The sequence below is a fragment of the Rhodomicrobium vannielii ATCC 17100 genome (genome assembly GCF_000166055.1).
Lineage (GTDB): Bacteria > Pseudomonadota > Alphaproteobacteria > Rhizobiales > Rhodomicrobiaceae > Rhodomicrobium > Rhodomicrobium vannielii.
Map to the genome: position 1 here is coordinate 3,233,492 of NC_014664.1, position 23,210 is coordinate 3,256,701.

The window sequence follows — 23,210 nt, forward strand, 5'->3', positions numbered from 1 at the left end:
CGACCCGGCTTCGTTCTGACTCCGAGTCCACGGAAAAAGAACTGGAGCCAGACATGACGCGAGCATCCGACGACCTACAAATGGCGTTGAGCGGTCTTAAAACTGCCGCTTACGCCGAGCTTGGAGTGCAGGCCGACGCGGCCGCGCGCGCCATCAATGATCTTGCCGACGCGGTGGGCGCTGATATCGCGAACGCCAGCGACGGCTCGCCGTCGAGCTTCGCGTCGGCGCTCGAACTCGCGCGTCTTGCCATCGAACTCGACCTGCAAGGCAACGCCTTTTATCTCGCCTCGAAGAAGCTCGATGCCGTGCGCGCTTTCCTGCCCGCATCCGGTGAAGAAGCCGAGACCGCACCCGCTGAAGCGACCAGCGAGGAGAGCGTCGTCGTCGAGGCAGCGGAAGCCGCTCCCAGCGAACGCGCGTCCGCCCCGCAGCCTGAAACCGCGAGCGAACAAGCCGCCGAAGCGCCAGCCGTCGCCGCCCCGGCACAGGTTGCGCCCGACGAGGTCGCGGTCGCAAGCTGGGAGCCGCTGACGGAAGGGCCGAACTTCGATGCACTCTCTGCCGCTTCGAAGACGCGCGTCGAAGAGGTGGCGGCGGATCACGGCATCGAAACCGTCCACCATCACGAAGCGCCCGCGCATCTCCACGAAAACGTAGCCGCAGCGGAAGAATCCGCGTCCGCGCCTAAGGATTCCGCGCCAGAACCGCGCGGTGTCAGCTTCGACGATCTCGCTGCAGAGGCGAAGGAGCGCGTTGAGGTGGTGGCGGCGGATCATGGCATCGAAACCGTCCACCATCACGAAGCACCCGCTCATCTCCACGAAAACGTAGCCGCAGCGGAAGAATCCGCGTCCGCGCCTGAGCATTCCGCGCCAGAGCCGCGCAGTGTCAGCTTCGACGATCTCGCAGCAGAGGCGAAGGAGCGCGTTGAAGAGGTGGCGGCGGATCATGGCATTGAGACGGTCCACCATCACGAAGCACCCGCTCACCTCCACGACAACGTAGCCGCAGCGGAAGAATCCGCGTCCGCGCCTGAGGATTCCGCGCCAGAACCGCGCGGTGTCAGCTTCGACGATCTCGCTGCAGAGGCGAAGGAGCGCGTCGAAGAGGTGGCGGCGGATCATGGCATTGAAACGGTCCACCATCACGAAGCGCCGGCGCATCTCCACGACAACGCTGTGATAACGCAGGACAACGAGCCGCAAAGCTCCGAAGCGGCACCGGCCTACGAACCGGCCGCAGACCCGAGCATCGAGGGTGTCCTTCAGGGCGGCGGCGGCGACGCGCTGGGCGAGGCTCATGCGCGGGTCGAGGAAATAGCGGATCGCCTCGAAAGCGCTTCGGCGGAGGCAAGCCAACCCGACGCGCCTGCCGAGCCTGCGGAGACGCCTGCAGCGGTCGAGGCGGAAGTTTCCGTGGTGGCCGAGGAGCCGCAACAGGAGCCGATTGCCGCCGAGGTCGAGCCGGAAGCTGAGCCTGCGGAGCAGCCGGGTGACGCTCAACCGGAGCTGGCCGAGACCGCTTCCGCCGAATCGATCTCGGCGCGTGACGTAGCCGAGGCGACGCACGATCTCGGTTCTCCCGCCGAAGCGGCATCCGAGCCGGTCCAGGAATATGGTTCGCGCGAAACGCGGGCGGAGCCTCAGCCGGTGCCGGTCTTCGCGGCTACGCAGCCATCGGACGCGGCCGAACCCGCTCAACCGCAGGAAGCCGCGCCAAGTCAATCCCAAGCGGCTACGGAGCCGCAACCCGTTCCAGTTTACGAGGCCGCGCAGTCGCGGGAGCCCGTTCAAGAGCAGCCGCAGGAGCCCGCGCCCGCGAAGCCCGCCGAGCGGCAATCGAAACCTCAGGCACAGAAGACGCTGTTTAGCCTGTGGCTCGACATGGTCTTCGGCAAGAAGAAATAGGGGCACCCACCCGGGGAAGCTTCAGCGCTTCCCCGGGTTCCAATTCGCTTCACTTTCGAAATGCATGATCTGGCGGCGAATGGGGCGGCGTCCTTCGATTTGCGGCGGTCGGTGAACGCTGTCGCGTGTCGCATCGCGCCGGTGCTGTTGCCCGCGCCATACGCCGCGCCGATAAATGCGTCCCAACGCAGATGCAGCGCGCTTTTCGGCTAGACGGGCTCGACGCGTTTCGTCACACGGACCCATCCACTTCGCTCGCACCTCTAAGCCGCTGGTTAGAAGCGACTATCCGGCCCGCCCACCTCCGCGGTTTGCCGGCAATTGAATTCTCGGCGCGCCGCGCATGGCGGGTATAAACTTAAGCGCAATTGTGCATCTGCGAAAACGCGCCAATGTGGGGTTGAATTCCAAGAACCGCATGAAAGGATAAGGCCGATGAGCCTGTCTTCCGCACCCGTTGTGGCTCCGGACCTGCTTCAGCTCTGCGATGAGGCCGCCGCCAACGCCGACCGTTTGCTTGCCCGTGCCACCGACAATATCCGCGCCCGCGTCACCGAGAACGGCAAGCTGTCCAACGCGCTGATCGAACGCGAGCAGCACGCCGCGCACGGCCTCGCATGGCTCGCGACCTACGCCCAGGCGCTGCGCCAGATGGCGGCTTACGCGCACCGCCTCACCGAGGAGGGCCGCTTCGGCGAGACGGAAGCGCTGCTTACGCAGATCGGCGTCGGCGAATATGCGGCGCAGATCCTCGGCGGCATCCCGATGAGCCAGACGGAGATCATCCGCTTCCACGACCTCGACCTGGAACCGGCCGACAGTGAAGCCTTCGCGACGCCTGCCGTCATGGCGCTCATCAGGGCGAACTCGACGCAAGCCCGCGCGCGGCTCGTCGAGCTCGTCGAGCAGGCGCAGGGCACCGGCCATTTCGGCGACGGCGGCCTCGACGACACGCTCGAAGCCATGCGCGAGGAGATGCGCCGCTTCGTGGAAGCTGAGGTGAAGCCCTTCGCGCACGAATGGCACCTCAAGAACGAATACATCCCGCTCGAAACCATCGACAAGATGAACGAGCTTGGCGTGTTCGGCCTCACCATCCCCGAGGAATTCGGCGGCCTCGGTCTCGGCAAGGAAGCGATGTGCGTCGTCTCCGAGGAATTGTCGCGCGGCTATATCGGCGTCGGCTCGCTTGGCACGCGCTCGGAGATCGCGGCGGAACTGATCCTCGGCGGCGGCACGCAGGAGCAGAAGGAAGAGTGGCTGCCGAAGCTCGCGAGCGGCGAAGTGCTGCCGACGGCGGTCTTCACCGAGCCGAACACCGGCTCCGACCTCGCTTCGCTCAAGACGCGCGCGGTGCGCGACGGTGACGTTTACAAGATCACCGGCCAGAAGACGTGGATCACGCACCCCGTCCGCGCAGATCTCATGACGGTGCTGACGCGCACCAACCCGGCGGAACCCGGCTACAAGGGCCTGTCGATGTTCCTCGCGGAGAAGCCGCGCGGCACGGACGCAAACCCGTTCCCGGCCGTGGGTATGTCGGGCGGCGAGATCGAAGTGCTCGGCTATCGCGGCATGAAGGAATACGAGCTTTCGTTCGACGAATTTGAGGTGCCGGTGTCCGGCCTGCTCGGCGGCGAGGAAGGCCAGGGCTTCAAGCAGCTCATGCAGACATTCGAATCTGCGCGCGTGCAGACGGCGGCCCGCGCGGTCGGCGTGGCGCAATCGGCGATGGACCTCGCGCTGCGTTATGCGACGGAGCGCGTGCAGTTCGGCAAGACGCTCATCAAGTTCCCGCGCGTCTCCGACAAGATCGCGATGATGGCGGCCGAAACGATGATCGCGCGCCAGCTGACCTATTTCGCCGCGCGCGAGAAGGACGGCGGGCGTCGCTGCGACCTCGAAGCGGGCATGGCGAAGCTGCTCGGTGCGCGCGTGGCGTGGGCGGCGGCCGACAACGCGTTGCAGATCCATGGCGGCAACGGCTTCGCGCTCGAATATCCGGTGAGCCGCGTTCTGTGCGACGCACGCATCCTCAACATCTTCGAGGGCGCGGCGGAAATTCAGGCGCAGGTTATTGCGCGCCGCCTGCTCGAACAGCGGAACTGACGCACGGCGCGGTTTCCGCGCGCCTATACGTTGCTTTCAGCAGCCCCGGGGCCTCTCGCCTCCGGGGCTTTTCTTTGCGCCATGCGAGGTGGAACGTGTCGTCGCCCTGCGCTTCGCGTCGCAATCAACTGCGTTCAAACAGCGCGGCTCATCAACTGTCACGTTCCTGTAACGCGCCGGGCGCTTGCTTTTTAGTGGAGGCCAGCACGCGGCCATATGGCAGCGTTGACTAAGCCGCCATACCTCAATTCTCGCCGCCAGCGTAAGCTTATGCCAAGCGGCCTCGTCATCGAGAGTGTGCATGCTCCTTCCAAACCTTGGCACACCAGTCTTTCATACCGTCTCGATTGCCGATCTTCGGCCTACGCAAATGACCGTCGGGCGACGGGAGGTCGAAAGCCGCGCCGCCCGGCTTGAGATGATGGCGCGGGACGAGCGCAACCGATATCTGGCCAAGCATGCCATCCCGGTCGTGAAGGGGCCGAAAGGACGGCTTTTTGCGATTGACCGTCACCATTTGCTCGCGGCGCTTCTTATGGCGGGCGCGCGGGAAGTGCCGGTGAGGCCGGTTTTCGACTTCCGAGACATCGACAACGGCGCGTTTTTCGAGGTTATGGACAGCCTCGGCCTTCTGCACCCGTTCGACGATGAAGGGTGTCGGCGCGAGTATGACGACATTCCGCCGAGGATCGACGACATGATCGACGACCCCTTCCGCAGCCTTGCGGGAGCGCTGCGGCGCGAGGGAGCGTACTCGAAGGACAGGACGCCGTTCAGCGAATTTCTCTGGGCTGATTTTCTGCGGCGCCGGATCGAGCGCGTCAAGGTGGAGACGCAGTTCGAGACGGCGCTTGCTCCGGCTTTAGAACTTGCGGGCCGCAGCGAGGCGCGAGACTTGCCGGGCTGGCACGCGAACGGCGCGTAGTGCTCTGGCGGCCTGCCGTTATTCAGGCGAATTCCGCGCGGTACCTCGAAGCCGTTTTCAATTGCCTCATCGGCTCGCGGGCGACTAGATCAGCCTGAAAAACCACAGCGTCGAGCCGCGTGATTCACGCACGTGTATCTCAGCGCATCGATCTCAGGACATCCCAATGCCCATCACGAGCGGCGGTAAAGCTACCGCCATCGGCGTTCTCGCCATTCCGCTCTGGGCGCTGCTGCCCACGCTGACGGTGCTCGCGGGCGCGATCCCGCCGCTGGAACTCGTAGCGCTCACCTTCACCATAGGCGCGCTGGCGGGCTTCGTCTGGCTGGCGGCGAACACGTCCGCGCGGCGCGGCCTCGGCGCGCTTGGCTGGAAGCCGGTCGCGCTCGGCGTGGCGGCGTTCTTCGTCGATCATTTCGCGTTCTTCCTCGCGATGCAGAACGCGCCCGCCGTGGAAGCAAGCCTCGTCAATTATCTCTGGCCGGTGCTGATCGTGATGTTTTCCACGATGCTGCCCGCGCGCGCTACAGCGGGAAAGCTGACGGTTTGGCATATCTCCGGCGTGTCGATGGCGTTCGCCGGGGCCGCGCTCGCAATCACCGGCGGCGCGGCGCTGTCGCTTGGCGGCAACGCGTTCGGCTATGCGATGGCCGTGACGGCTGCGCTGACATGGTCGAGCTATTCGGTACTGACGCGGCTGTTTCGCGGCGTGCCGAGCGCGGCCGTTTCGGTCTATTGCCTTGGCACGGCGGTGCTGGCGTGGGGTGCGCATCTGGCGCTCGAAGACTTCGTGATGCCTGCGCCGGGCATGCAGCTTTTCGCGATCCTGGCGCTCGGCGCAGGGCCGATCGGCCTTGCCTTCTATGTGTGGGACTACGGCTGCAAGCACGGCGACCTGCGCACGCTCGGCGTGCTCGCCTATTTCTCGCCGCTGCTGTCGACGGCTCTTTTGACCGCAACAGGGCTCGGCCCGTCGAAGCCCGCGCTCTGGGTGGCGGCGCTTCTCATCACCGGCGGCGCCATTCTGGCCAGCCGCGACGCGCTGCGGACGATGCGCGGAGTGCGGCGCGCCCCTGCATCGGTTTCAGCGATGGATTAAAGCAAGGCGGCAAGTTCGCCCGGTTTCACGTTCCATAGCAGCACGCTCCACGCGTCGCCTTCAAGTCGAAGCGCGCAGACATGGCCCGTCGCGACCTTGAGGCTGGCGTCCGTGGCGGCGGCCTCGAACGCGCCGGGCACGAGCTTGAGGAAGTAGCGCAGGACGCCGTTGCTCGTCACGAACAGCGCGGCGTCGCCTGCCCCGGCATTGCGCGTGGCTTCGTCGGCCAGCGCCGACGCCCTCGCGTCGATAGCGTAAGTGCATGGCAGCCATCCGGCGGAGATAGGCCAGACGCCGCGTTCGTTCCACGCCGCAAGCCCGGCCGCGCCACCGGAGGCCTCGATCTCTTCGGAGCTTTTCCCTTCCCAGTCGCCGTAGTCGATCTCGCGCAGGCGGTCGTCAATGTCCACAGGCGCGGACAAGCCAGCGGTCGCTGCGGCGATTTCCGCGTGCTCGCGCGTGCGTGCGAGCGGCCCGGCAGCGATGCGACGGATGCGCGGCGCGAAAGGCTTCAGAGCCTCGCCGAGCGCCGCCGCCTGCTCACGGCCTTTCGCGGTCAGCGGCAGATCGGTGCGCGCGCCCACCCAGACGGGCTTTTCGCCCGCCTCGAAGGTGTTGCCATGCCGAGCGAGAATAAGAAGCATCACGCATGCCCTCCGGACACGCCGCGACCGGCTTCGCCCGAATCGCGGAATTGTCGATCAATGCCAGGTGCCAGCCTGTCGTTGGGCCGCCAAAAACAGCCGCCAGCGCTTCAAACGTAGCAGGAGCTGCGCCTTACGAAAAGCGGGGAGCGGAAAAGTTGACTGCGGCCCGCCGCCCCGCCCGCAGGCGCCGTTCTTGCGAAAGCGCTGCGAGCGCGGTGAGCGACGCCTTCAGGTTTTCGCGGGAATGCGTGACGAGCTAGCGCAGCGTTGGCACGAGTTCGCCCTCGCGCGCGATGATCGCCTCGGCGACGGGCACATCGCCCGGCGCGTCGATGGAAGAATGCGTTCGGCCGCGATAGTCCACCACGGCGATGCGCACCGTCATGCCGTTTTCCAGCGCGCGGAGCTGCTCAAGCTGTTCGGTTTGTTCGAGCGGCGTCGGCGCGAGTGAGACATAGCGCGAGAGCGCGGCCTTGCGATAGCCGTACAGACCGATGTGCCGGTAAATCCCGCCGTGTCCTTCCGTGCGGATGTGCGGGATTACGGCCTTCGAGAAGTAGAGCGCGTTGCGGCGCAGGTTGAATGTGACCGTCGTGCCGGTGGCCGGACGCTCTTTCTTGTGGGCAAGGAATTCCTCCAGCGCCGGTCCCCGAAGGCGCACGGCGGGCGTCACGATTTCCGGCGTCGGGTCGATGATCATCTCGTCGATCATCGCTTCCAGCACCCAGGGCGGCGTTAACGGCGCATCGCCCTGAAGGTTCAGGATGATGTCCTCGCGGATATGCGCGCGACCGACCGCCTCGTGCACGCGCTCAGTGCCGTTCGCGCAGTCGGGTGAGGTGAGCGCAACCTCGGCGCCGAAGGCCAGCGCGTGCTCGCGGATGCGTTCGTCGTCGGTGGCGATGACCACGCGCGACGCCTGCTTCACGCTCGACGCTATGCGCCAGACGCGCTCAAGCATGGAGATGCCGGAAAGGAGGCACAGCGGTTTGCCGGGGAAACGCGTAGACGCGTATCGTGCCGGAATGACGATGGCGGCGGTCATGATGGCTCGTTATCTGAAGTGCCCGGTTCCTCCGAGCGGAAGGTCTTCGATTGACGGCCAACCATGCCAAGCGCGACGCTTTCGGGCAAGACTTTCATGAGCGCGGAAATCTGCTTCGCCCGGCGGCCCACGACGACAATGGGCTTGCCCGCCATCACGCCGTCATATCCCGCGACCGCAACTTCCGCCGAAGTGGACCACCACGCCTTGCCGTATTTCGACACCTTGTCGCGCGTTCCGATCACGTCGTGGAACTCGGTGTAAGTGAAGCCGGGGCAAAGCGCGGTCGTGAGCACGTTCGCGCGGCGATTTTCGAGAAGCAGCGATTCCGAGAAGCGAATGAGGAACGCCTTCGACGCGCCGTAAAGCGTGTGACCAGCCGCACCGGGAATCAGCCCCGCGAGCGACGCAACGTTGATGATGCGTCCGAAGCGCCGCTGCACCATCGGCGGAAGCAGCACATGCGCGAGTTCGCACGGCACGGTGACCATGACGCGCAGGAAGCGCTCCTGATCGGCCCAAGCGGTCTTTGCGTAATGGCCGGGAACGCTGAAGCCCGCGTTGTTCACGAGCCCGTCCACCGTCAGCACGCGCCGGTCGCTGATCGCGGCGACGAGCTTGTCCACGCTGTCGGGCGCGGCCAGATCCTGCTCGATGGCGATGGCGCCGACCTTATATTTAGCCTCGATCTCGACGGCGAGCGCTTCGAGCCGGTCGAGGCGGCGCGCGGTCAGGATCACATTCCAGCCCTTCGCCGCGAAAACCTTGGCGAACGCCTTGCCGATGCCCGCCGATGCTCCCGTTACAAGGACCGTGCGGCCCCGTACGTTTTCCATATCGCTTCCCCGTAGTTTCCCCGTCGTTGCCAACAGTGCCGAAAAGCGAGGGATGCGGCAACCGCGCGAAACGCCGTCAGCGAAGGAAAGGCTTGGCTTTTCCTGTTCGATGCTGATGAAGAAAACACGCACTCATGATAAGCGTTGCGGGAAACAGCCACGAGTGGTCAGCCATGACGTCTTCCCGTGCGCGATCCAGACGAAGGGCTCTGAAGGGCGGCGGCGCGCAAGCGGACGCCGCCGCCACGTCGCCTGAAACTGGCGGGGAAAGCTTGCCACAGAAAGCGAACCACGCGGGGCTTCACCATGCCCGCAGGCGCGGGTGGTATCACCCCGTTTCATTCTGGGAATCGCTCTCGATCAGGCCGAGGTTTTACAGCGCGGTTCTGGTCGGCTCGCTCGCCTACGGTCTTCTGCCGGACAGCCTCGCGCTTGCAGTGCGCGCCGCCATCACGTGGGATCTCGGCGGCCTGACCTATCTTCTTCTCGCGCTCCGCCTCGATTTCACGAGCGATGCTGCGAAGATTCAGAAGCGAGCGGCACGTCGCGACGACAGCCGTCTAATCATCCTCACCATCATTCTGCTCGCCATCGCCGCGAGCTTCGCGGCCATAACGGCGGTCGGCCTTGAAGCCAAGCTTCCCGAAACGAGCGCGAAAGAAAAAATGTCGCTGGCGGCGCTCGCGCTTTTCACCCTCGTCATTTCGTGGAGCGTCACGCAGATCGCGTTCGCGCTGCATTACGCCCACGCCTTCTATCGCCCCGATCCGGGCAGCGACGCGGGGCGCGGCCTCGAATTTCCCGGCTGCGATCGGCCCGACTACTGGGATTTCCTGTATTTCGCGACGTCCATCGGGGCGGCATCGCAGACGTCCGACACGCTGGTCAAATCGCACGCGCTCCGCCGCCTTGTCACATTGCACGCCGTGGTGTCATTTTTCTTCAACACGGCCGTATTAGCCCTGACCGTCAATATATCGGCGAGCCTGGCAGGATAAGGAGTGCAGCGCATGGACGCGATGACGGTTGAGCTTCAGGCAAGGCGGAAGGCGTGCCTTATCCGCTTCGTTGCGGGCCTCGGCGTGGTGGCGGCAATCGTCGTCTTCGGCTTTTTCTTCGTCGACCGGCAAATCGCGGGGCTGCTCCGGCCACAATACTACGGCGATCCGTTCTTCGTGGCGCTGACCTTTATCGCGAAGCCGCTCGCGCCCGCCGCCGCCCTGATTCTCGCCCTTATCGCCACGCGAAATTACCTGCGCGGCGGTTCGCTGACCGCGCGCGAAGATGAGATGCTGCGCCTCTCGCTCGCTATCGTGGTGTCGGCGGCGCTCGCCGTTCAACTGAAGATCCTGTTCGGCCGCGCGTGGCCGGAGACGTGGGTGAACAACAACCCGTCCTGGTTCGCAAATGGCGTCTATGGCTTCTTCCCGTTGACCGACAGCCGGGGTTACGCTTCCTTCCCGTCGGGGCACACCACTGTGGTTGCGGCCCTTGCCGGGGCGGTCTGGCGCCTCTGGCCGAAGCTACGGTTTGTGGGGGTGATCGCGACGGTGCTTGTCGGCATCGGCCTTCTCGGCGCGACATATCACTGGTTTTCGGATATCGTCGCGGGGGCGGTGCTCGGCTTCGTGACGGGACTCGCCGCCGCCAGCATCGGCAAGACTCAGCCGGACGCTTTATAGAGATACGGAATCAGGATGAACCCCGCGAGCGCGACAAGCGAAAGCGCGGTGCCGATCACCACGAGCGCGTGCGGCCTGCCAAATCCGCGCCTCTTGCGGAGCGGTGGCTCGCCGGGGAAATCGCCGCTCTCGAAGCGCGCGGCTTTTTCCTCGTTATGCCGCGTTTCGTGATGCGCGTGATGGTGGGGTCGATGTGTCGTATGAGGCGTCGGGTCGGTCATGGCGGAGCTTCCTTTCCGATGCACACGGAATGCGCTCGCTCGCCCGGTGTTCCAAAAAGGGATTTGCCGAAGCTTGGCTTTTTACGAATGGCATTAACGCGGGTGCGAAATTCGTTCTTCGCGGCAACACGAAACGAAAGATGAGCAAACGGCCGAAAATAAACCAAATTTGAGCTTGACGGCCCAAGCCCACGCCCCTATTTTGCGCACACTCTGGTGGCAGGTCGTAAGCAGTTTTCGCGCGCTGAAGCGTGCTTTCGCTTAAACACTGCCGCGAAGACACCGGACAACCTTATTCCCGAGACCCAAGAGGCAATGCCTCCGAAGTCTTTTCGTCTTCATCGGACTGGAAGGCGGAAATTTCCGTCCCTGGTCCCTACGCCGTTTGATTTGGAAGCGTTGATGCCAACGATACAGCAATTGATCCGCAAGCCGCGCGTCGCGCCGGTCAAGCGAAACAAAGTGCCGGCGATGACGGAGTGCCCGCAGAAGCGTGGCGTCTGCACGCGCGTCTATACGACGACGCCGAAGAAGCCAAACTCCGCTCTGCGTAAAGTGGCGCGTGTCCGTCTGACGAACGGCTTCGAAGTGACGAGCTATATTCCGGGCGAAGGCCATAACCTTCAGGAGCACTCGGTGGTGCTGATCCGCGGCGGTCGCGTCAAGGACTTGCCGGGTGTGCGCTATCACATTATCCGTGGCGTGCTCGACACGCAGGGCGTGGCGAAGCGCAGGCAGCGCCGTTCGAAGTATGGCGCGAAGCGGCCGAAGTAAGACTGAGGATTTTAAGCAATGTCACGTCGGCACAGAGCTGATAAGCGCGAGATCATCCCGGACCCGAAATATGGGGACGTGGTCGTCACGAAATTCATGAACAGCCTCATGTTCGAGGGCAAGAAGTCGGCAGCCGAGACGATTGTCTATGGCGCGCTGGGCCGCATCGAACAAAAGGCGAAGCGCGATGGAATTGAAATGTTCCACGAGGCGCTTAACAACGTGAAGCCGGCCATCGAGGTTCGCTCCCGCCGTGTTGGTGGCGCGACCTATCAGGTGCCGGTGGAAGTGCGAAACGAACGCCGTCAGGCGCTGGCGATCCGCTGGATCATCACCGCTGCACGCGGACGCAATGAAAATACGATGGAAGAGCGGCTTTCCGGCGAATTGCTGGATGCCGCCAACAACCGCGGCACCGCAGTAAAAAAACGCGAAGACACGCACAAGATGGCTGAAGCCAATCGCGCGTTCTCGCATTACCGTTGGTAAAGAATTAGAGACGGCAAAGGCTTGGTCATGGCGCGTCAAACTCCCATCGAAGACTATCGCAATATCGGCATCATGGCTCACATCGATGCCGGTAAGACGACCACGACTGAGCGCATCCTGTATTACACGGGAAAGAGCCACAAAATCGGCGAGGTGCACGATGGCGCCGCGACGATGGACTGGATGGAGCAGGAGCAGGAGCGCGGCATCACGATCACGTCGGCTGCGACGACCGCTTACTGGAAGGGCCATCGTATCAACATCATCGACACGCCCGGCCACGTGGACTTCACTATCGAAGTCGAGCGCAGCCTTCGCGTGCTCGACGGTGCCGTGGCGCTTCTCGACGCCAACCAGGGTGTAGAACCGCAGACGGAAACCGTTTGGCGTCAGGGCGACAAATATAACGTGCCGCGCATGATCTTCGTCAACAAGATGGACAAGATCGGTGCCGACTTTTTCGCCTGCGTCGACTCGGTCATCGACCGCCTCGGTGCGAAGCCGCTCGTGTTGCAGCTTCCGATTGGTTCGGAAAGCGACTTCAAGGGTATCGTCGACATCATTCGCATGAAGGCCGTGATCTGGGACGATGACGTTCTCGGTGCGAGCTTCCGCGATGACGAAGTCCCTGCCGATTTGCTCGACAAGGCGAAGGACTATCGTCACAAGCTCGTCGAGACGGTTGTCGAACTCGACGACGAAGCCATGGAAGCCTACCTCGACGGCGTTGAGCCGGAAGAGGCGAAGCTGAAAGAATTGATCCGCCGCGGCACGATTGCCAGCGCGTTCTATCCGGTTTTCTGCGGCTCGGCGTTCAAGAACAAGGGCGTGCAGCCGCTGCTCGACGGCGTGCTCGACTACCTCCCGTCGCCGGTGGACATCCCGCCGATCAAGGCGATTGATGTGAAGACCGGCGAGGAGACTGTTCGCAGGTCGGCTGACGATGAGCCGCTTTCGATGCTCGCGTTCAAGATCATGAACGACCCGTTTGTCGGCTCGCTCACGTTCTGCCGCATTTATTCTGGCCGCGTCGAGACGGGCATGCAGCTCATCAATACGGTCAAAGAGAAGAAAGAGCGTATCGGCCGCATGCTTCTGATGCATGCGAACAGCCGCGAAGACATCAAGGAAGCCTATGCGGGCGACATCGTCGCGATCGCGTCGCTGAAGGATGTCATCACCGGTGACACGCTTAGCGATCCGCTGAAGCCGGCGATCCTCGAACGCATGGAGTTCCCGGAACCCGTGATCGAGGTCGCGGTGGAGCCGAAGACGAAGGCCGACCAGGAAAAGATGGGCATGGCGTTGAACCGCCTCGCTCAGGAAGATCCGTCTTTCCGTGTCACAAGCGACGTCGAGAGCGGTCAGACGATCATCAAGGGCATGGGCGAACTTCACCTCGAAATCATCGTCGACCGCATGCGTCGCGAGTTCAAGGTCGAAGCGACCGTCGGCGCGCCGCAGGTGGCTTATCGCGAGACGATCACGCGGAAGCAGGAAGTCGACTACACCCATAAGAAGCAGACGGGCGGTACAGGTCAGTTCGCCCGCGTCAAGATTATTTTGGAGCCTCAGGAACAGGGCGCTGGCTTTCTGTTCGAGTCCAAGATTGTCGGCGGTTCGGTTCCGAAAGAATATATTCCAGGCGTCGAAAAGGGCGTTCGCAGCGTGCTCGATAACGGCATTCTCGCCGGCTTCCCGATGCTCGACCTCAAGGTGTCGTTGATCGACGGTGCGTATCACGAAGTGGACTCGAGCGTTCTCGCGTTCGAAATCGCCTCCCGCGCGGCCTTCCGTGAAGGCGCCCAGAAGGCCGGCCCGAAGTTGCTAGAGCCGATCATGAAGGTTGAAGTCGTTTCGCCGGAAGATTACGTCGGCGGCGTCATCGGCGACCTGACAGGCCGTCGCGGCCAGATCCTCGGTCAGGAAATGCGCGGCAACGCCACGGTGATCAATGCCATGGTTCCGCTCGCGAACATGTTCGGTTATGTGAACACTCTTCGCTCGATGAGCCAGGGGCGCGCGCAGTTTACCATGCAGTTTGACCACTATGCGCAGGTTCCGCAAAACGTGGCAGAGGAAGTGCAGGCGAAATTCGCCTGATAGGGCAACAAAGTCAGGAGCTTTAGACCGACCTAGTCTCTAGTTCGGGATGAAAGAGGAAGAACGGAGAGCCACATGGCCAAGGCAAAATTCTCGCGCAGCAAGCCGCATCTGAACATCGGCACCATCGGTCACGTGGACCATGGCAAGACGTCGCTGACGGCCGCGATCACGAAGGTGCTGGCTGAGACCGGCGGCGCGACGTTTACGGCTTACGACCAGATCGACAAGGCGCCTGAAGAGAAGGCACGCGGCATCACGATCTCGACCAGTCACGTCGAATACGAGACCGCCAACCGTCACTATGCGCACGTCGACTGCCCCGGCCACGCCGACTACGTGAAGAACATGATCACCGGCGCTGCCCAGATGGACGGAGCGATTCTCGTCGTGTCCGCCGCCGACGGCCCGATGCCGCAGACCCGCGAGCATATCCTGCTCGCCCGTCAGGTCGGCGTGCCGGCGCTCGTCGTGTTCATGAACAAGGTCGACCTGCTGGACGATCCGGAGCTGCTTGAACTCGTTGAACTCGAAATCCGCGAGTTGCTTTCGAAATACGACTTCCCGGGTGACGACATCCCGATCGTGAAGGGCTCGGCCAAGGCCGCGCTTGATGGCGATGCTGGCGAAATCGGCCGCGAAGCGATCATCAAGCTGATGGAAGAAGTCGACGCTCATATTCCGCTGCCCGAACGTCCGCGCGACCAGCCGTTCCTGATGCCGATCGAAGACGTGTTCTCGATCTCGGGACGCGGCACGGTGGTGACGGGCCGTATCGAACGCGGTGTGATCAAGGTCGGCGAAGAAATCGAGATCGTCGGCATCAAGCCGACCGTCAAGTCGATCGTCACGGGCGTTGAAATGTTCCGCAAGCTGCTCGATCAGGGCGAAGCTGGCGACAACGTGGGCTGTCTGCTCCGTGGTATCGACCGCGAAGCGGTTGAGCGCGGCCAGGTGCTTTGCAAGCCCGGCTCGGTCACGCCGCACACCAAGTTCACGGCGGAAGCCTACATTCTCACGAAGGAAGAAGGCGGTCGTCACACGCCGTTCTTCACGAACTATCGCCCGCAGTTCTACTTCCGTACAACGGACGTGACGGGTGTGGTTCAGCTGCCGGAAGGCACCGAAATGGTGATGCCGGGCGATAACGTCTCGATGGAAGTCGAGCTGATCGTGCCGATCGCCATGGAAGAAAAGCTGCGCTTTGCTATCCGCGAAGGTGGCCGTACTGTCGGCGCCGGCGTGGTTGCCAGCATCATTAAGTAATTATTAAAGGGACGACGGAGCGGGCGCTCCAAGAACGGAGCGCCTCTTCTATTGGGAGTTTGATATGGCAGGCCAAACCATTCGCATCCGGCTGAAGGCGTTCGACCACCGCGTGCTCGACGCCTCCACGAAGGAGATTGTCAATACCGCGAAGCGGACGGGTGCGGATGTGCACGGGCCGATCCCGCTCCCGACACGCATCGAGCGGTACACCGTGAACCGCTCGCCGCACATCGACAAGAAGAGCCGCGAGCAGTTCGAAATGCGCACCCACAAGCGCCTGATCGATATCGTCGATCCGACTCCGCAGACGGTTGATGCGCTCATGAAGCTCGACCTCGCGGCGGGCGTGGATGTTGAGATCAAGCTTTAGCGCCTGTCGCTGAAGGTTTTATGACGCTGCACCCCCGATAGCGGGAAATTGGGCCGAGCCCGCGCAGCACGTTGGATACGCCGACCGCAGGAGCGGATGGCGGGAGTTGAACAAAGGATTCAGCCGCTTTCGATGGCGGCGAAGGAAACTGAGGCAGACCGATGCGATCGGGATTGTTGGCACAGAAGGTTGGCATGACGCGAATCTTCACCGAGGCGGGCGAACATGTGCCCGTTACGGTGTTGAAACTCGATCAATGCCAGGTGATCGCGCACCGGACGCAGGAAGCGAACGGATACACGGCGATTCAGGTCGGCGCGGGGTCGCGGAAGGTCAAGAACGTGACGCGCGCCGAGCGTGGCCATTTTGCGAAGGCTCAGGTTGAGCCGAAGGCGAAAGTGGTCGAGTTCCGCGTGACGCCGGAAAATGTCATCGAGGTCGGCGCGGAGCTGACTGCGGATCATTTTCTGGCCGGTCAGTTCGTCGATGTGATCGGCACGAGCATCGGCAAAGGCTTCGCTGGCGCGATGAAGCGCTGGAATTTCGGCGGCTTGCGCGCTACTCACGGTGTTTCGATCTCGCACCGCTCTCATGGTTCGACCGGTAACCGTCAGGATCCGGGCAAGACCTTCAAGGGCAAGAAGATGGCCGGTCATATGGGCGTCGATCGCGTCACCACGCAGAACCTGCAGGTGGTGAGGACGGACGTCGAACGCGGCCTCCTTCTTATCCGCGGCGCCGTTCCCGGCGCAAAAGGCGGCTGGGTCATGGTCAAGGACGCCGTGAAGAAGCCTCTTCCGAAGGACGTCCCGGTTCCGGGCGCGTTCCGCAAAGTCAACAACGACACCGCGACTGCGGGAGCGGGGGCATAAATGAAGGCGGAAGTCATCACCCTTGACGCTTCCAATGCAGGAAGCGTGGAATTGGACGATGCAGTGTTCGCGCTCGAGCCGCGCACGGACATTCTGCAACGTATGGTCCGTTATCAGCTGTCGAAGCGCCAGGCTGGCACGCATAAGGCCAAGGCACGCAGCGAAGTGAACGGTCCTAACAAGAAGATCTACAAGCAGAAGGGCACCGGCCAGGCTCGCCACGGCAACGACAAGCCGCCGCAGTTTCGCGGTGGTGGTCGCACCGCCGGTCCGGTCCCGCGCAGCCACGCGCATGACTTGCCTAAAAAGGTGCGCGCATTGGCGCTGAAGCATGCGCTTTCGGTTAAGGCTAAGTCGGATGCGCTCGTCGTGCTCGACAAGGCGGAAGTCACCGAGGCCAAGACCGCGCAGCTTCGCGGCAAGTTCGCGGGCCTCGGCCTGTCGAATGCGTTGATCATCGACGGCGCCGTGTTGCAGGATAATTTCGCACTTGCCGCGCGCAACATTCCGAACGTGGATGTGCTGCCGGTGCAGGGCATCAACGTATATGACATTCTGCGCCGGGAGAAGCTCGTGCTGACCCGCGCGGCGCTCGAAGCGCTGGAGGAGCGGTTCAAATGAGGGAAGAAGAACTCTACGACGTGATCCGCTCGCCGATCATCACCGAGAAGTCCACGCTGGTCTCCGAGAACAACCAGGTGGTGTTCAAGGTGGCGATCGACGCAACGAAGCCAGACATCAAGGAGGCCATCGAGCGTCTCTTCAGTGTCAACGTCCTGGCCGTCAACACCCTTATCCGCAAGGGCAAGGTCAAGCGGTTCAAGGGCGTCAAAGGCCAGCAGAGCGATTTCAAGAAAGCGATCGTGACCCTGAAAGAGGGCCAAACGATTGATATAACGACAACGCTGTAAGGCAGACTTCGGTAAGGGCGCATTCGCCATGGCATTAAAGAAATTCAACCCCATAACGCCGGGTCTTCGCCAGCTCGTGCTGGTCGACCGTTCCCAGCTGTGGAAGGGCAAGCCGGTGAAGGCGCTGACCGAGGGGCGCGCCGAAAGCGCCGGTCGGAACGTGCACGGTCGCATCACTTCGCGGCGTCGCGGCGGCGGTCACAAGCGCAACTACCGCCTCGTGGACTTCAAGCGGCGCAAGTTCGATATCGCGGCGACGGTCGAAAGGCTGGAATACGATCCCAACCGGACGGCCTTCATCGCGCTGATCAAGTACGAAGACGGCGAGTTGTCCTACATCCTCGCGCCGCAGCGCCTGAATGTTGGCGACAAGGTCGTCTCTGGCAACAAGGTCGACGTGAAGCCCGGCAACGCGATGCCGCTGGCCAACATGCCGATCGGCACCATCATCCACAATGTCGAGATGAAGCTCGGCAAGGGTGGTCAGATTGCGCGTTCCGCAGGCTGCTACGCGCAGCTCGTCGGTCGCGACCAGGGCATGGCAATTCTTCGCCTTAACTCCGGCGAGATGCGCATGGTTCAGGCGGAATGCATGGCTACCGTTGGCGCTGTGTCAAACCCCGACAATTCGAACCAGAGTTTGGGCAAGGCGGGCCGCAACCGCTGGCTCGGCAAGCGTCCGAGCGTTCGCGGCGTCGCCATGAACCCGATCGACCATCCGCACGGCGGTGGTGAAGGGCGCACTTCGGGTGGCCGTCATCCCGTCACCCCGTGGGGCAAGGGCACTAAGGGTAATCGTACCCGTAAGAACATTCGCACGGATAAGTTTATCGTCCGCGCCCGCCACGTGAAGAAGAAGTAGAGGCCGCGATGACACGCTCAGTCTGGAAAGGGCCGTTTGTCGACGGCTACGTGATCGCCAAGGCGGATTCCGCCCGCGATAAGAAATCCAACGCGCCGATCAAGATCTGGAGCCGGCGTTCGACGATCCTGCCGCAGTTCGTCGGCTTGACCTTCGCCGTTCACAATGGCCAGAAGCATATCCCGGTGCTCGTCTCCGAGGATATGGTGGGCCACAAGTTCGGCGAGTTCTCGCCCACGCGCACTTATTACGGCCACTCCGCCGATAAGAAGGCGAAGAAGAGGTAGCCATGTCGAAACCGAAAACAGAGCGGCGGATCAAGGACAACGAGGCTCAGGCTGTGGCGCGCTCGCTTCGTGTGAGCCCGCAGAAGCTGAACCTCGTCGCCCAGCTCATTCGCGGCAAGAAGGTGGACAAGGCTCTCGCAGACCTCACCTTCTCTCGCAAGCGCATCGCGCAGGACGTGAAGAAGACGCTTCAATCGGCCATCGCGAATGCCGAGAACAACCACAATCTCGACGTCGATCAGCTCATCGTCGCCGAAGCCTATGTGGGCAAGAACCTCGTGCTGAAGCGCTTTCATGCCCGCGCCCGCGGTCGCATGGGTCGCATCGAGAAGCCGTTTTCGCAACTCACCGTGGTTGTGAGAGAAGTTCAGGAGCAGGCCTAATGGGTCAGAAAGTCAACCCGATCGGGCTGCGGCTCGGCATTAACCGCACCTGGGATAGCCGCTGGTACGCGGACAAGGGGGAATACGGGAGGCTTCTGCACGAAGACTTCCGCATCCGCGAGTTCATTATGAAGCAGCGCCGTCAGGCGGGCATCTCAAAGGTTGTCATCGAGCGCCCGCACCGCAAGTGCCGCGTGACGGTGCACACGGCTCGCCCGGGCATTCTGATCGGCAAGAAGGGCGCGGATATCGAGAAGCTTCGTGGCCAGCTTGCGAAGTTCACGACGTCTGAAGTGTACCTGAATATCGTCGAAGTTCGGAAGCCCGAGCTTGACGCGACGCTCGCTGCTGAAGGCATCGCCCAGCAGCTCGAACGCCGCGTTGCGTTCCGCCGCGCCATGAAGCGCGCGACGCAGTCGGCGCTCCGTCTCGGCGCTCAGGGCGTGCGCATCTACGTTGCGGGCCGTCTCGGCGGCGCGGAAATCGCGCGCATGGAATGGTATCTCGATGGCCGCGTGCCGCTTCATACGCTGCGCGCCGACATCGACTACGGAACGGCCGTAGCTGAGACCGCTTATGGCGTGATCGGCGTGAAGGTCTGGATCTTCAAGGGCGAAATCCTTGAGCACGATCCGATGGCTCAGGAGCGTCGGTCTCTGGAAAGCCAGGAGAGCGGCGGTCCGGGCGGTGGTCGTCCGGAAGGACGCGGCCCGCGTCGTGATCGTGGTGATCGAGATCGCGGCGGACGCGATCGCGACCGCTAAACGAAAAGGCTTAAGACCCGCAGCCTTGTTTGGCGCGGCTTTGGATCATGGTGTGAGCGATGCTGCAACCGAAGAAAACAAAGTTCAGGAAGGCCTTCAAAGGCCGGATGAATGGCAATGCCAAAGGCGGCACTTCGCTTAACTTTGGCAGTTACGGCCTGAAGGCTCTGGAACCGGAACGCGTGACGGCGCGGCAGATCGAGGCGGCTCGCCGCGCGATCACCCGCCAGATGAAGCGCGCGGGACGCGTCTGGATCCGCATATTCCCGGACCTGCCGGTTTCAAAGAAGCCGACTGAAGTCCGTATGGGTAAGGGCAAGGGCTCGCCGGAATTCTGGGCGGCGCGCGTCAAGCCGGGCAAGATCATGTTCGAGATCGATGGTGTCGGCGAGGAAACCGCTCGCGAGGCTCTGCGTCTCGGCGCGGCGAAGCTGCCGATCCGCACCCGCGTGGTTGTGCGTCTCGGCGAAATCGCGGCTGTGAAGGAATAAGGCGGCCATGAAACTCGAAGACATTCGCAAATTCACGCTGGATCAGCTTGAGGACGAACTTATCAAGCTGAAGCGCGAGCAGTTCAACCTTCGCTTTCAGAAGGCGTCGTCGCAGTTGAACAACACGGCGCGCGTCAGAGACGTCCGGCGCACCATTGCGCGTATCAAGACGGTCGAGCGCGAGAAGCGCGTCGCCGAAGCGCAAAGTTAAGGAAGAAGAAAATGCCGAAGCGCGTTTTGCAGGGTGTGGTAGTCTCGGACAAGAACGACAAGACCGTTGTCGTGCAGGTCGAACGCCGTCTGACGCACCCGGTTCTGAAAAAGACAGTGCGCCTGACGAAGAAGTATCATGCGCACGATGAGAACAACACCTTCCATGAGGGCGACATGGTTCGCATTCAGGAGAGTGCTCCGATTTCGAAAAACAAGCGGTGGGTCGTCCTCGATCCGGCGACATCCGGACCATCGTCTGAGTGATTGAACGCGGGGCGGGCCAAGAGCTTCCTCGTCTGAAAGGTGAACTGCAATGATACAGATGCAAACTAATCTGGATGTCGCCGACAACAGCGGCGCGCGCCGGGTCATGTGCATCAAGGTGCTCGGCGGCTCGATGCGTCGGACGGCCACGATTGGCGATATCATCGTCGTCAGCGTGAAGGAAGCCATCCCGAAGGGCCGCGTGAAAAAGGGCCAGGTGATGAAGGCGGTGATCGTGCGCACGTCATTTCCGGTGCGCCGTCCCGATGGCAGCGTGATCCGCTTCGATTCGAACGCCGCCGTACTCATCAACAACCAGCGCGAGCCGATCGGTACGCGCATTTTCGGACCGGTGCCGCGCGAACTCCGCGCGAAGCAGCATATGAAAATCATCTCGCTTGCGCCTGAGGTGCTGTAATGACGCAGCCTAAGCTGAAAATCAAAAAAGGCGACAAGGTCGTCGTCCTGACGGGGCGCGACAAGGGCAAGCACGGCGAAGTCGTGAAGGTGTTCCCGACCGAAAATCGCGCAGTGGTGCAGGGCGTTAACGTCGTCCAGCGTCACCAGAAGCAGTCGGCTGCGCAGGAAGGCGGCATCGTCGCCAAGGAAGCGCCGATTCACATTTCGAATATCGCGCTGGAAGATCCGAAGGACGGATCGGCTACGCGCGTCGGTTTTAAAATCCTGGATGACGGGCGCAAGGTGCGGGTTGCCAAGCGCTCGGGCGAGACGATCGATGACTAAGCAAGCGGAAGCCACGAACGGGTACGTGCCCCGGCTCAAGACACGCTACATCGAGGTCGCGCGTCCGGCCCTGATGGAAGAGTTCAAGTACTCGAACCCCATGCGGGTTCCTGAGATCACGAAGGTCGTGCTCAATATGGGCATCGGCGAGGCGACGGCAGACCGCAAGAAGGTCGAGCAGGCGACGCGCGATATGACTCTCATCGCTGGCCAGAAGCCGGTCATGACCAAGTCGCGCAAGTCCATTGCAGGCTTCAAGCTGCGCGAAAACATGGCGATCGGCTGCAAGGTCACGCTTCGCAAGGCGCGCATGTACGAGTTCCTTGACAGGCTCGTTACGATTGCCCTGCCGCGCGTCAAGGACTTTCGCGGTCTGAATGCAAAGAGCTTCGACGGGCGCGGCAACTACGCGCTGGGCGTCAAGGAGCACATCATTTTCCCGGAAATCGACTACGACAAGGTCGAGCAGATCTGGGGCATGGACATCATCGTGTGCACCACGGCCGAGACGGACGACGAGGCTCGCGCACTTCTGAAACAATTCAACTTCCCCTTCCGGCAGTAGGGCGAGGGAGGAGCACCATGGCTAAGACAGGCATGATCGAGCGCAACAACAAGCGTCGGCGCATAGCGGCGCGTGATGCGGAAAAGCGCTCGGAGCTGAAAGCGATCGCGACCGACAAGGATTTGCCGATGGAGGAGCGCTTTGCGGCGCGCCTCAAGCTCGCGCAGCTTCCCCGGAATGGCTCGCCAACGCGCATCCGCAACCGCTGCGAAGTAACGGGACGTCCGCGCGGTTTCTACCGCAAGCTGAGGATGTCGCGTATCGCGCTGCGTGAATTGGGTAATCAGGGACTTATCCCCGGTTTGGTGAAGTCGAGCTGGTAGGGATCACAGAACAATGACGGTTTCCGATCCACTGGGCGATATGCTGACGCGGATTCGCAATGCGCAGATGCGTAGCAGGCCCAAGGTCTCGACCCCTGCGTCGAAGCTGCGCGCGCGCGTCCTCGACGTTCTCCGGGAAGAAGGCTATATCCGCGGCTATGCTGAAATCGAGTATGGCGGTGGCAAGACCGAATTCGAGATCGAGCTGAAATATTATGATGGCGCTCCCGTCATTCGTGATATCAAGCGCGTTTCGACCCCCGGCCGCCGCGTCTATTCGAGCGTGCAAGATCTGCCGACCATCGCGAATGGTCTCGGCGTCGCGATCCTCTCCACGCCGAAGGGCGTGATGTCGGATACGCGGGCCCGGGCCGAGAATGTCGGCGGCGAGATTTTGTGCAGCGTGTTCTAAGCCAAGGCTGGAGCACGACAGCGTAAGTTTCTGAACGGCCGGCGAGACCCTGATAGGTGGTCTTGGCCGGAGCAGCAGGAAGAAGAAGAAGGTTTTGGACGATGTCCCGAATTGGCAAGAAGCCGGTCCCCGTCCCGAAGAACGTGACGGCGACGGTTGAAGGACAGACAGTGACGGTGAAGGGGCCGAAAGGTCAGCTTTCGCTCACGCTCGTCGACGACGTCGAGGTGAAGCTGGAAGACGGTGCTATTTCCGTCAAGCCCAGAACCGACTCCAAGCGCGCCCGCTCGATGTGGGGCATGTCGCGCTCCCTGGTGGAAAACCTCGTGGTCGGCACGACGAATGGTTTCAGCCGCACGCTCGAAATCACCGGCGTCGGTTATCGCGCCGCGATGGACGGCAAAGCGCTGAAGCTCCAGCTTGGCTATAGCCACGACGTGCTGTATGCCATTCCGGAGGGCATCAACGTTGTCGTCCCGAAGCCGACCGAGATTACGATCTCCGGCATCGAGAAGGACAAGGTCGGCCAGGTAGCGGCTGAAATTCGCGGTTTCCGCGGTCCCGAGCCTTACAAGGGCAAGGGCGTTCGCTATCAGGGCGAGTACATTCAGCGCAAAGAAGGCAAGAAGAAGTAGGGACG

At 62.3% G+C, this 23,210-nt stretch carries 31 protein-coding genes; 27 read left to right on the plus strand and 4 right to left on the minus strand.

The genetic code is table 11. From position 1 onward, the window contains the following. Nucleotides 1–53 precede the first annotated feature (53 nt). The 4 genes from RVAN_RS14895 to RVAN_RS14910 all read left to right on the plus strand — a co-directional run bounded on the left by RVAN_RS14895 (nt 54) and on the right by RVAN_RS14910 (nt 6,043). Nucleotides 54–1,910, plus strand: a complete 1,857-nt coding sequence (locus tag RVAN_RS14895; protein WP_013420538.1) for a hypothetical protein — start codon at nt 54–56, stop codon at nt 1,908–1,910. Between the two features lie 435 nt (nt 1,911–2,345). Next, entirely contained in the window at nt 2,346–4,019 is a 1,674-nt protein-coding gene (locus tag RVAN_RS14900) for an acyl-CoA dehydrogenase family protein (RefSeq protein ID WP_013420539.1), read from the plus strand. A 301-nt stretch (nt 4,020–4,320) separates the two neighbouring features. Next, on the plus strand, nt 4,321–4,944 hold the full coding sequence (locus RVAN_RS14905) for a ParB-like protein (protein WP_013420540.1): 624 nt from the start codon (nt 4,321–4,323) through the stop codon (nt 4,942–4,944). A 166-nt stretch (nt 4,945–5,110) separates the two neighbouring features. After that, complete coding sequence (locus tag RVAN_RS14910; RefSeq protein WP_013420541.1) at nt 5,111–6,043, plus strand: EamA family transporter; 933 nt, start codon at nt 5,111–5,113, stop codon at nt 6,041–6,043. On the opposite strand, the gene RVAN_RS14915 is transcribed toward RVAN_RS14910, so the two are convergent. From RVAN_RS14915 to RVAN_RS14925, 3 genes are all read right to left on the minus strand, one after another. Continuing rightward, nucleotides 6,040–6,687: a histidine phosphatase family protein gene (locus tag RVAN_RS14915; RefSeq protein WP_013420542.1), complete on the minus strand. Its 648-nt coding sequence runs from the start codon at nt 6,685–6,687 to the stop codon at nt 6,040–6,042. The genes RVAN_RS14910 and RVAN_RS14915 overlap by 4 nt on opposite strands. A gap of 259 nt (nt 6,688–6,946) precedes the next feature. Next, on the minus strand, nt 6,947–7,735 hold the full coding sequence (gene kdsB, locus RVAN_RS14920) for a 3-deoxy-manno-octulosonate cytidylyltransferase (RefSeq protein WP_013420543.1): 789 nt from the start codon (nt 7,733–7,735) through the stop codon (nt 6,947–6,949). After that, nucleotides 7,732–8,571, minus strand: coding sequence for an SDR family NAD(P)-dependent oxidoreductase (locus tag RVAN_RS14925; RefSeq protein ID WP_013420544.1), 840 nt, complete (start codon nt 8,569–8,571; stop codon nt 7,732–7,734). Before RVAN_RS14925 ends, kdsB begins: the two co-directional genes overlap by 4 nt. Before the next feature lie 173 nt (nt 8,572–8,744). Here RVAN_RS14925 and RVAN_RS14930 point away from each other — a divergent pair, with 173 nt between their 5' ends. Further along, nucleotides 8,745–9,569, plus strand: a complete 825-nt coding sequence (locus RVAN_RS14930; RefSeq protein WP_013420545.1) for a DUF1345 domain-containing protein — start codon at nt 8,745–8,747, stop codon at nt 9,567–9,569. Between the two features lie 12 nt (nt 9,570–9,581). Continuing rightward, nucleotides 9,582–10,253, plus strand: a complete 672-nt coding sequence (locus RVAN_RS19225) for a phosphatase PAP2 family protein (protein WP_013420546.1) — start codon at nt 9,582–9,584, stop codon at nt 10,251–10,253. Here RVAN_RS19225 and RVAN_RS14940 read toward each other — a convergent pair. Then, on the minus strand, nt 10,235–10,474 hold the full coding sequence (locus RVAN_RS14940) for a hypothetical protein (protein WP_013420547.1): 240 nt from the start codon (nt 10,472–10,474) through the stop codon (nt 10,235–10,237). The two genes, RVAN_RS19225 and RVAN_RS14940, sit on opposite strands and share 19 nt — an antisense overlap. 402 nt (nt 10,475–10,876) lie before the next feature. On the opposite strand from RVAN_RS14940, the gene rpsL reads away from it, so the two are divergent. The 21 genes from rpsL (at nt 10,877) to rplF (ending at nt 23,205) form a co-directional block, all read left to right on the plus strand. Then, nucleotides 10,877–11,248, plus strand: a complete 372-nt coding sequence (gene rpsL / locus RVAN_RS14945; RefSeq protein ID WP_013420548.1) for a 30S ribosomal protein S12 — start codon at nt 10,877–10,879, stop codon at nt 11,246–11,248. Between the two features lie 18 nt (nt 11,249–11,266). Further along, nucleotides 11,267–11,737, plus strand: a complete 471-nt coding sequence (gene rpsG / locus RVAN_RS14950) for a 30S ribosomal protein S7 (protein WP_013420549.1) — start codon at nt 11,267–11,269, stop codon at nt 11,735–11,737. Between the two features lie 27 nt (nt 11,738–11,764). Beyond that, nucleotides 11,765–13,840, plus strand: coding sequence for an elongation factor G (gene fusA / locus RVAN_RS14955; protein ID WP_013420550.1), 2,076 nt, complete (start codon nt 11,765–11,767; stop codon nt 13,838–13,840). 75 nt (nt 13,841–13,915) lie between these two features. Beyond that, nucleotides 13,916–15,106, plus strand: a complete 1,191-nt coding sequence (gene tuf, locus RVAN_RS14960; protein ID WP_013420551.1) for an elongation factor Tu — start codon at nt 13,916–13,918, stop codon at nt 15,104–15,106. A 64-nt stretch (nt 15,107–15,170) separates the two neighbouring features. Continuing rightward, entirely contained in the window at nt 15,171–15,479 is a 309-nt protein-coding gene (rpsJ, locus tag RVAN_RS14965; RefSeq protein WP_013420552.1) for a 30S ribosomal protein S10, read from the plus strand. 161 nt (nt 15,480–15,640) lie between these two features. Continuing rightward, on the plus strand, nt 15,641–16,351 hold the full coding sequence (gene rplC / locus RVAN_RS14970; RefSeq protein WP_013420553.1) for a 50S ribosomal protein L3: 711 nt from the start codon (nt 15,641–15,643) through the stop codon (nt 16,349–16,351). Further along, nucleotides 16,352–16,972 (plus strand): 50S ribosomal protein L4, encoded by a 621-nt coding sequence (rplD, locus tag RVAN_RS14975; RefSeq protein ID WP_013420554.1) that lies wholly within the window; start codon nt 16,352–16,354, stop codon nt 16,970–16,972. It begins immediately after the preceding gene. Beyond that, entirely contained in the window at nt 16,969–17,262 is a 294-nt protein-coding gene (locus tag RVAN_RS14980; RefSeq protein WP_013420555.1) for a 50S ribosomal protein L23, read from the plus strand. Before rplD ends, RVAN_RS14980 begins: the two co-directional genes overlap by 4 nt. 28 nt (nt 17,263–17,290) lie before the next feature. Then, nucleotides 17,291–18,124 carry a 50S ribosomal protein L2 gene (gene rplB / locus RVAN_RS14985; RefSeq protein ID WP_013420556.1) on the plus strand — a complete coding sequence of 278 codons (834 nt, stop codon included), beginning with the start codon at nt 17,291–17,293 and terminating at the stop codon, nt 18,122–18,124. An 8-nt stretch (nt 18,125–18,132) separates the two neighbouring features. Next, a complete protein-coding gene (gene rpsS, locus RVAN_RS14990) occupies nt 18,133–18,411 on the plus strand; it encodes a 30S ribosomal protein S19 (RefSeq protein ID WP_013420557.1) in 279 nt (92 codons plus the stop codon). Between the two features lie 2 nt (nt 18,412–18,413). Further along, the gene (rplV, locus tag RVAN_RS14995) at nt 18,414–18,794 is read left to right on the plus strand and encodes a 50S ribosomal protein L22 (RefSeq protein WP_013420558.1); all 381 of its coding nucleotides are present in this window, start codon (nt 18,414–18,416) and stop codon (nt 18,792–18,794) included. Then, nucleotides 18,794–19,558, plus strand: a complete 765-nt coding sequence (gene rpsC / locus RVAN_RS15000) for a 30S ribosomal protein S3 (RefSeq protein ID WP_013420559.1) — start codon at nt 18,794–18,796, stop codon at nt 19,556–19,558. The genes rplV and rpsC overlap by 1 nt, the downstream gene beginning before the upstream one ends. A gap of 59 nt (nt 19,559–19,617) precedes the next feature. Beyond that, a complete protein-coding gene (rplP, locus tag RVAN_RS15005) occupies nt 19,618–20,049 on the plus strand; it encodes a 50S ribosomal protein L16 (protein WP_013420560.1) in 432 nt (143 codons plus the stop codon). Nucleotides 20,050–20,056: 7 nt separating this feature from the next. Further along, the gene (gene rpmC / locus RVAN_RS15010; protein WP_013420561.1) at nt 20,057–20,260 is read left to right on the plus strand and encodes a 50S ribosomal protein L29; all 204 of its coding nucleotides are present in this window, start codon (nt 20,057–20,059) and stop codon (nt 20,258–20,260) included. 11 nt (nt 20,261–20,271) lie between these two features. Continuing rightward, nucleotides 20,272–20,526, plus strand: a complete 255-nt coding sequence (gene rpsQ / locus RVAN_RS15015; protein WP_013420562.1) for a 30S ribosomal protein S17 — start codon at nt 20,272–20,274, stop codon at nt 20,524–20,526. A gap of 49 nt (nt 20,527–20,575) precedes the next feature. Then, nucleotides 20,576–20,944 carry a 50S ribosomal protein L14 gene (rplN, locus tag RVAN_RS15020; protein ID WP_013420563.1) on the plus strand — a complete coding sequence of 123 codons (369 nt, stop codon included), beginning with the start codon at nt 20,576–20,578 and terminating at the stop codon, nt 20,942–20,944. Further along, complete coding sequence (rplX, locus tag RVAN_RS15025) at nt 20,944–21,270, plus strand: 50S ribosomal protein L24 (protein WP_013420564.1); 327 nt, start codon at nt 20,944–20,946, stop codon at nt 21,268–21,270. Before rplN ends, rplX begins: the two co-directional genes overlap by 1 nt. Beyond that, nucleotides 21,263–21,835 carry a 50S ribosomal protein L5 gene (gene rplE / locus RVAN_RS15030; RefSeq protein ID WP_013420565.1) on the plus strand — a complete coding sequence of 191 codons (573 nt, stop codon included), beginning with the start codon at nt 21,263–21,265 and terminating at the stop codon, nt 21,833–21,835. The genes rplX and rplE overlap by 8 nt, the downstream gene beginning before the upstream one ends. A gap of 17 nt (nt 21,836–21,852) precedes the next feature. Continuing rightward, nucleotides 21,853–22,158: a 30S ribosomal protein S14 gene (gene rpsN / locus RVAN_RS15035; protein ID WP_013420566.1), complete on the plus strand. Its 306-nt coding sequence runs from the start codon at nt 21,853–21,855 to the stop codon at nt 22,156–22,158. A 13-nt stretch (nt 22,159–22,171) separates the two neighbouring features. Beyond that, nucleotides 22,172–22,570: a 30S ribosomal protein S8 gene (gene rpsH, locus RVAN_RS15040; protein ID WP_013420567.1), complete on the plus strand. Its 399-nt coding sequence runs from the start codon at nt 22,172–22,174 to the stop codon at nt 22,568–22,570. Nucleotides 22,571–22,671: 101 nt separating this feature from the next. Continuing rightward, nucleotides 22,672–23,205 carry a 50S ribosomal protein L6 gene (gene rplF, locus RVAN_RS15045; protein WP_013420568.1) on the plus strand — a complete coding sequence of 178 codons (534 nt, stop codon included), beginning with the start codon at nt 22,672–22,674 and terminating at the stop codon, nt 23,203–23,205. Nucleotides 23,206–23,210: the final 5 nt, after the last annotated feature.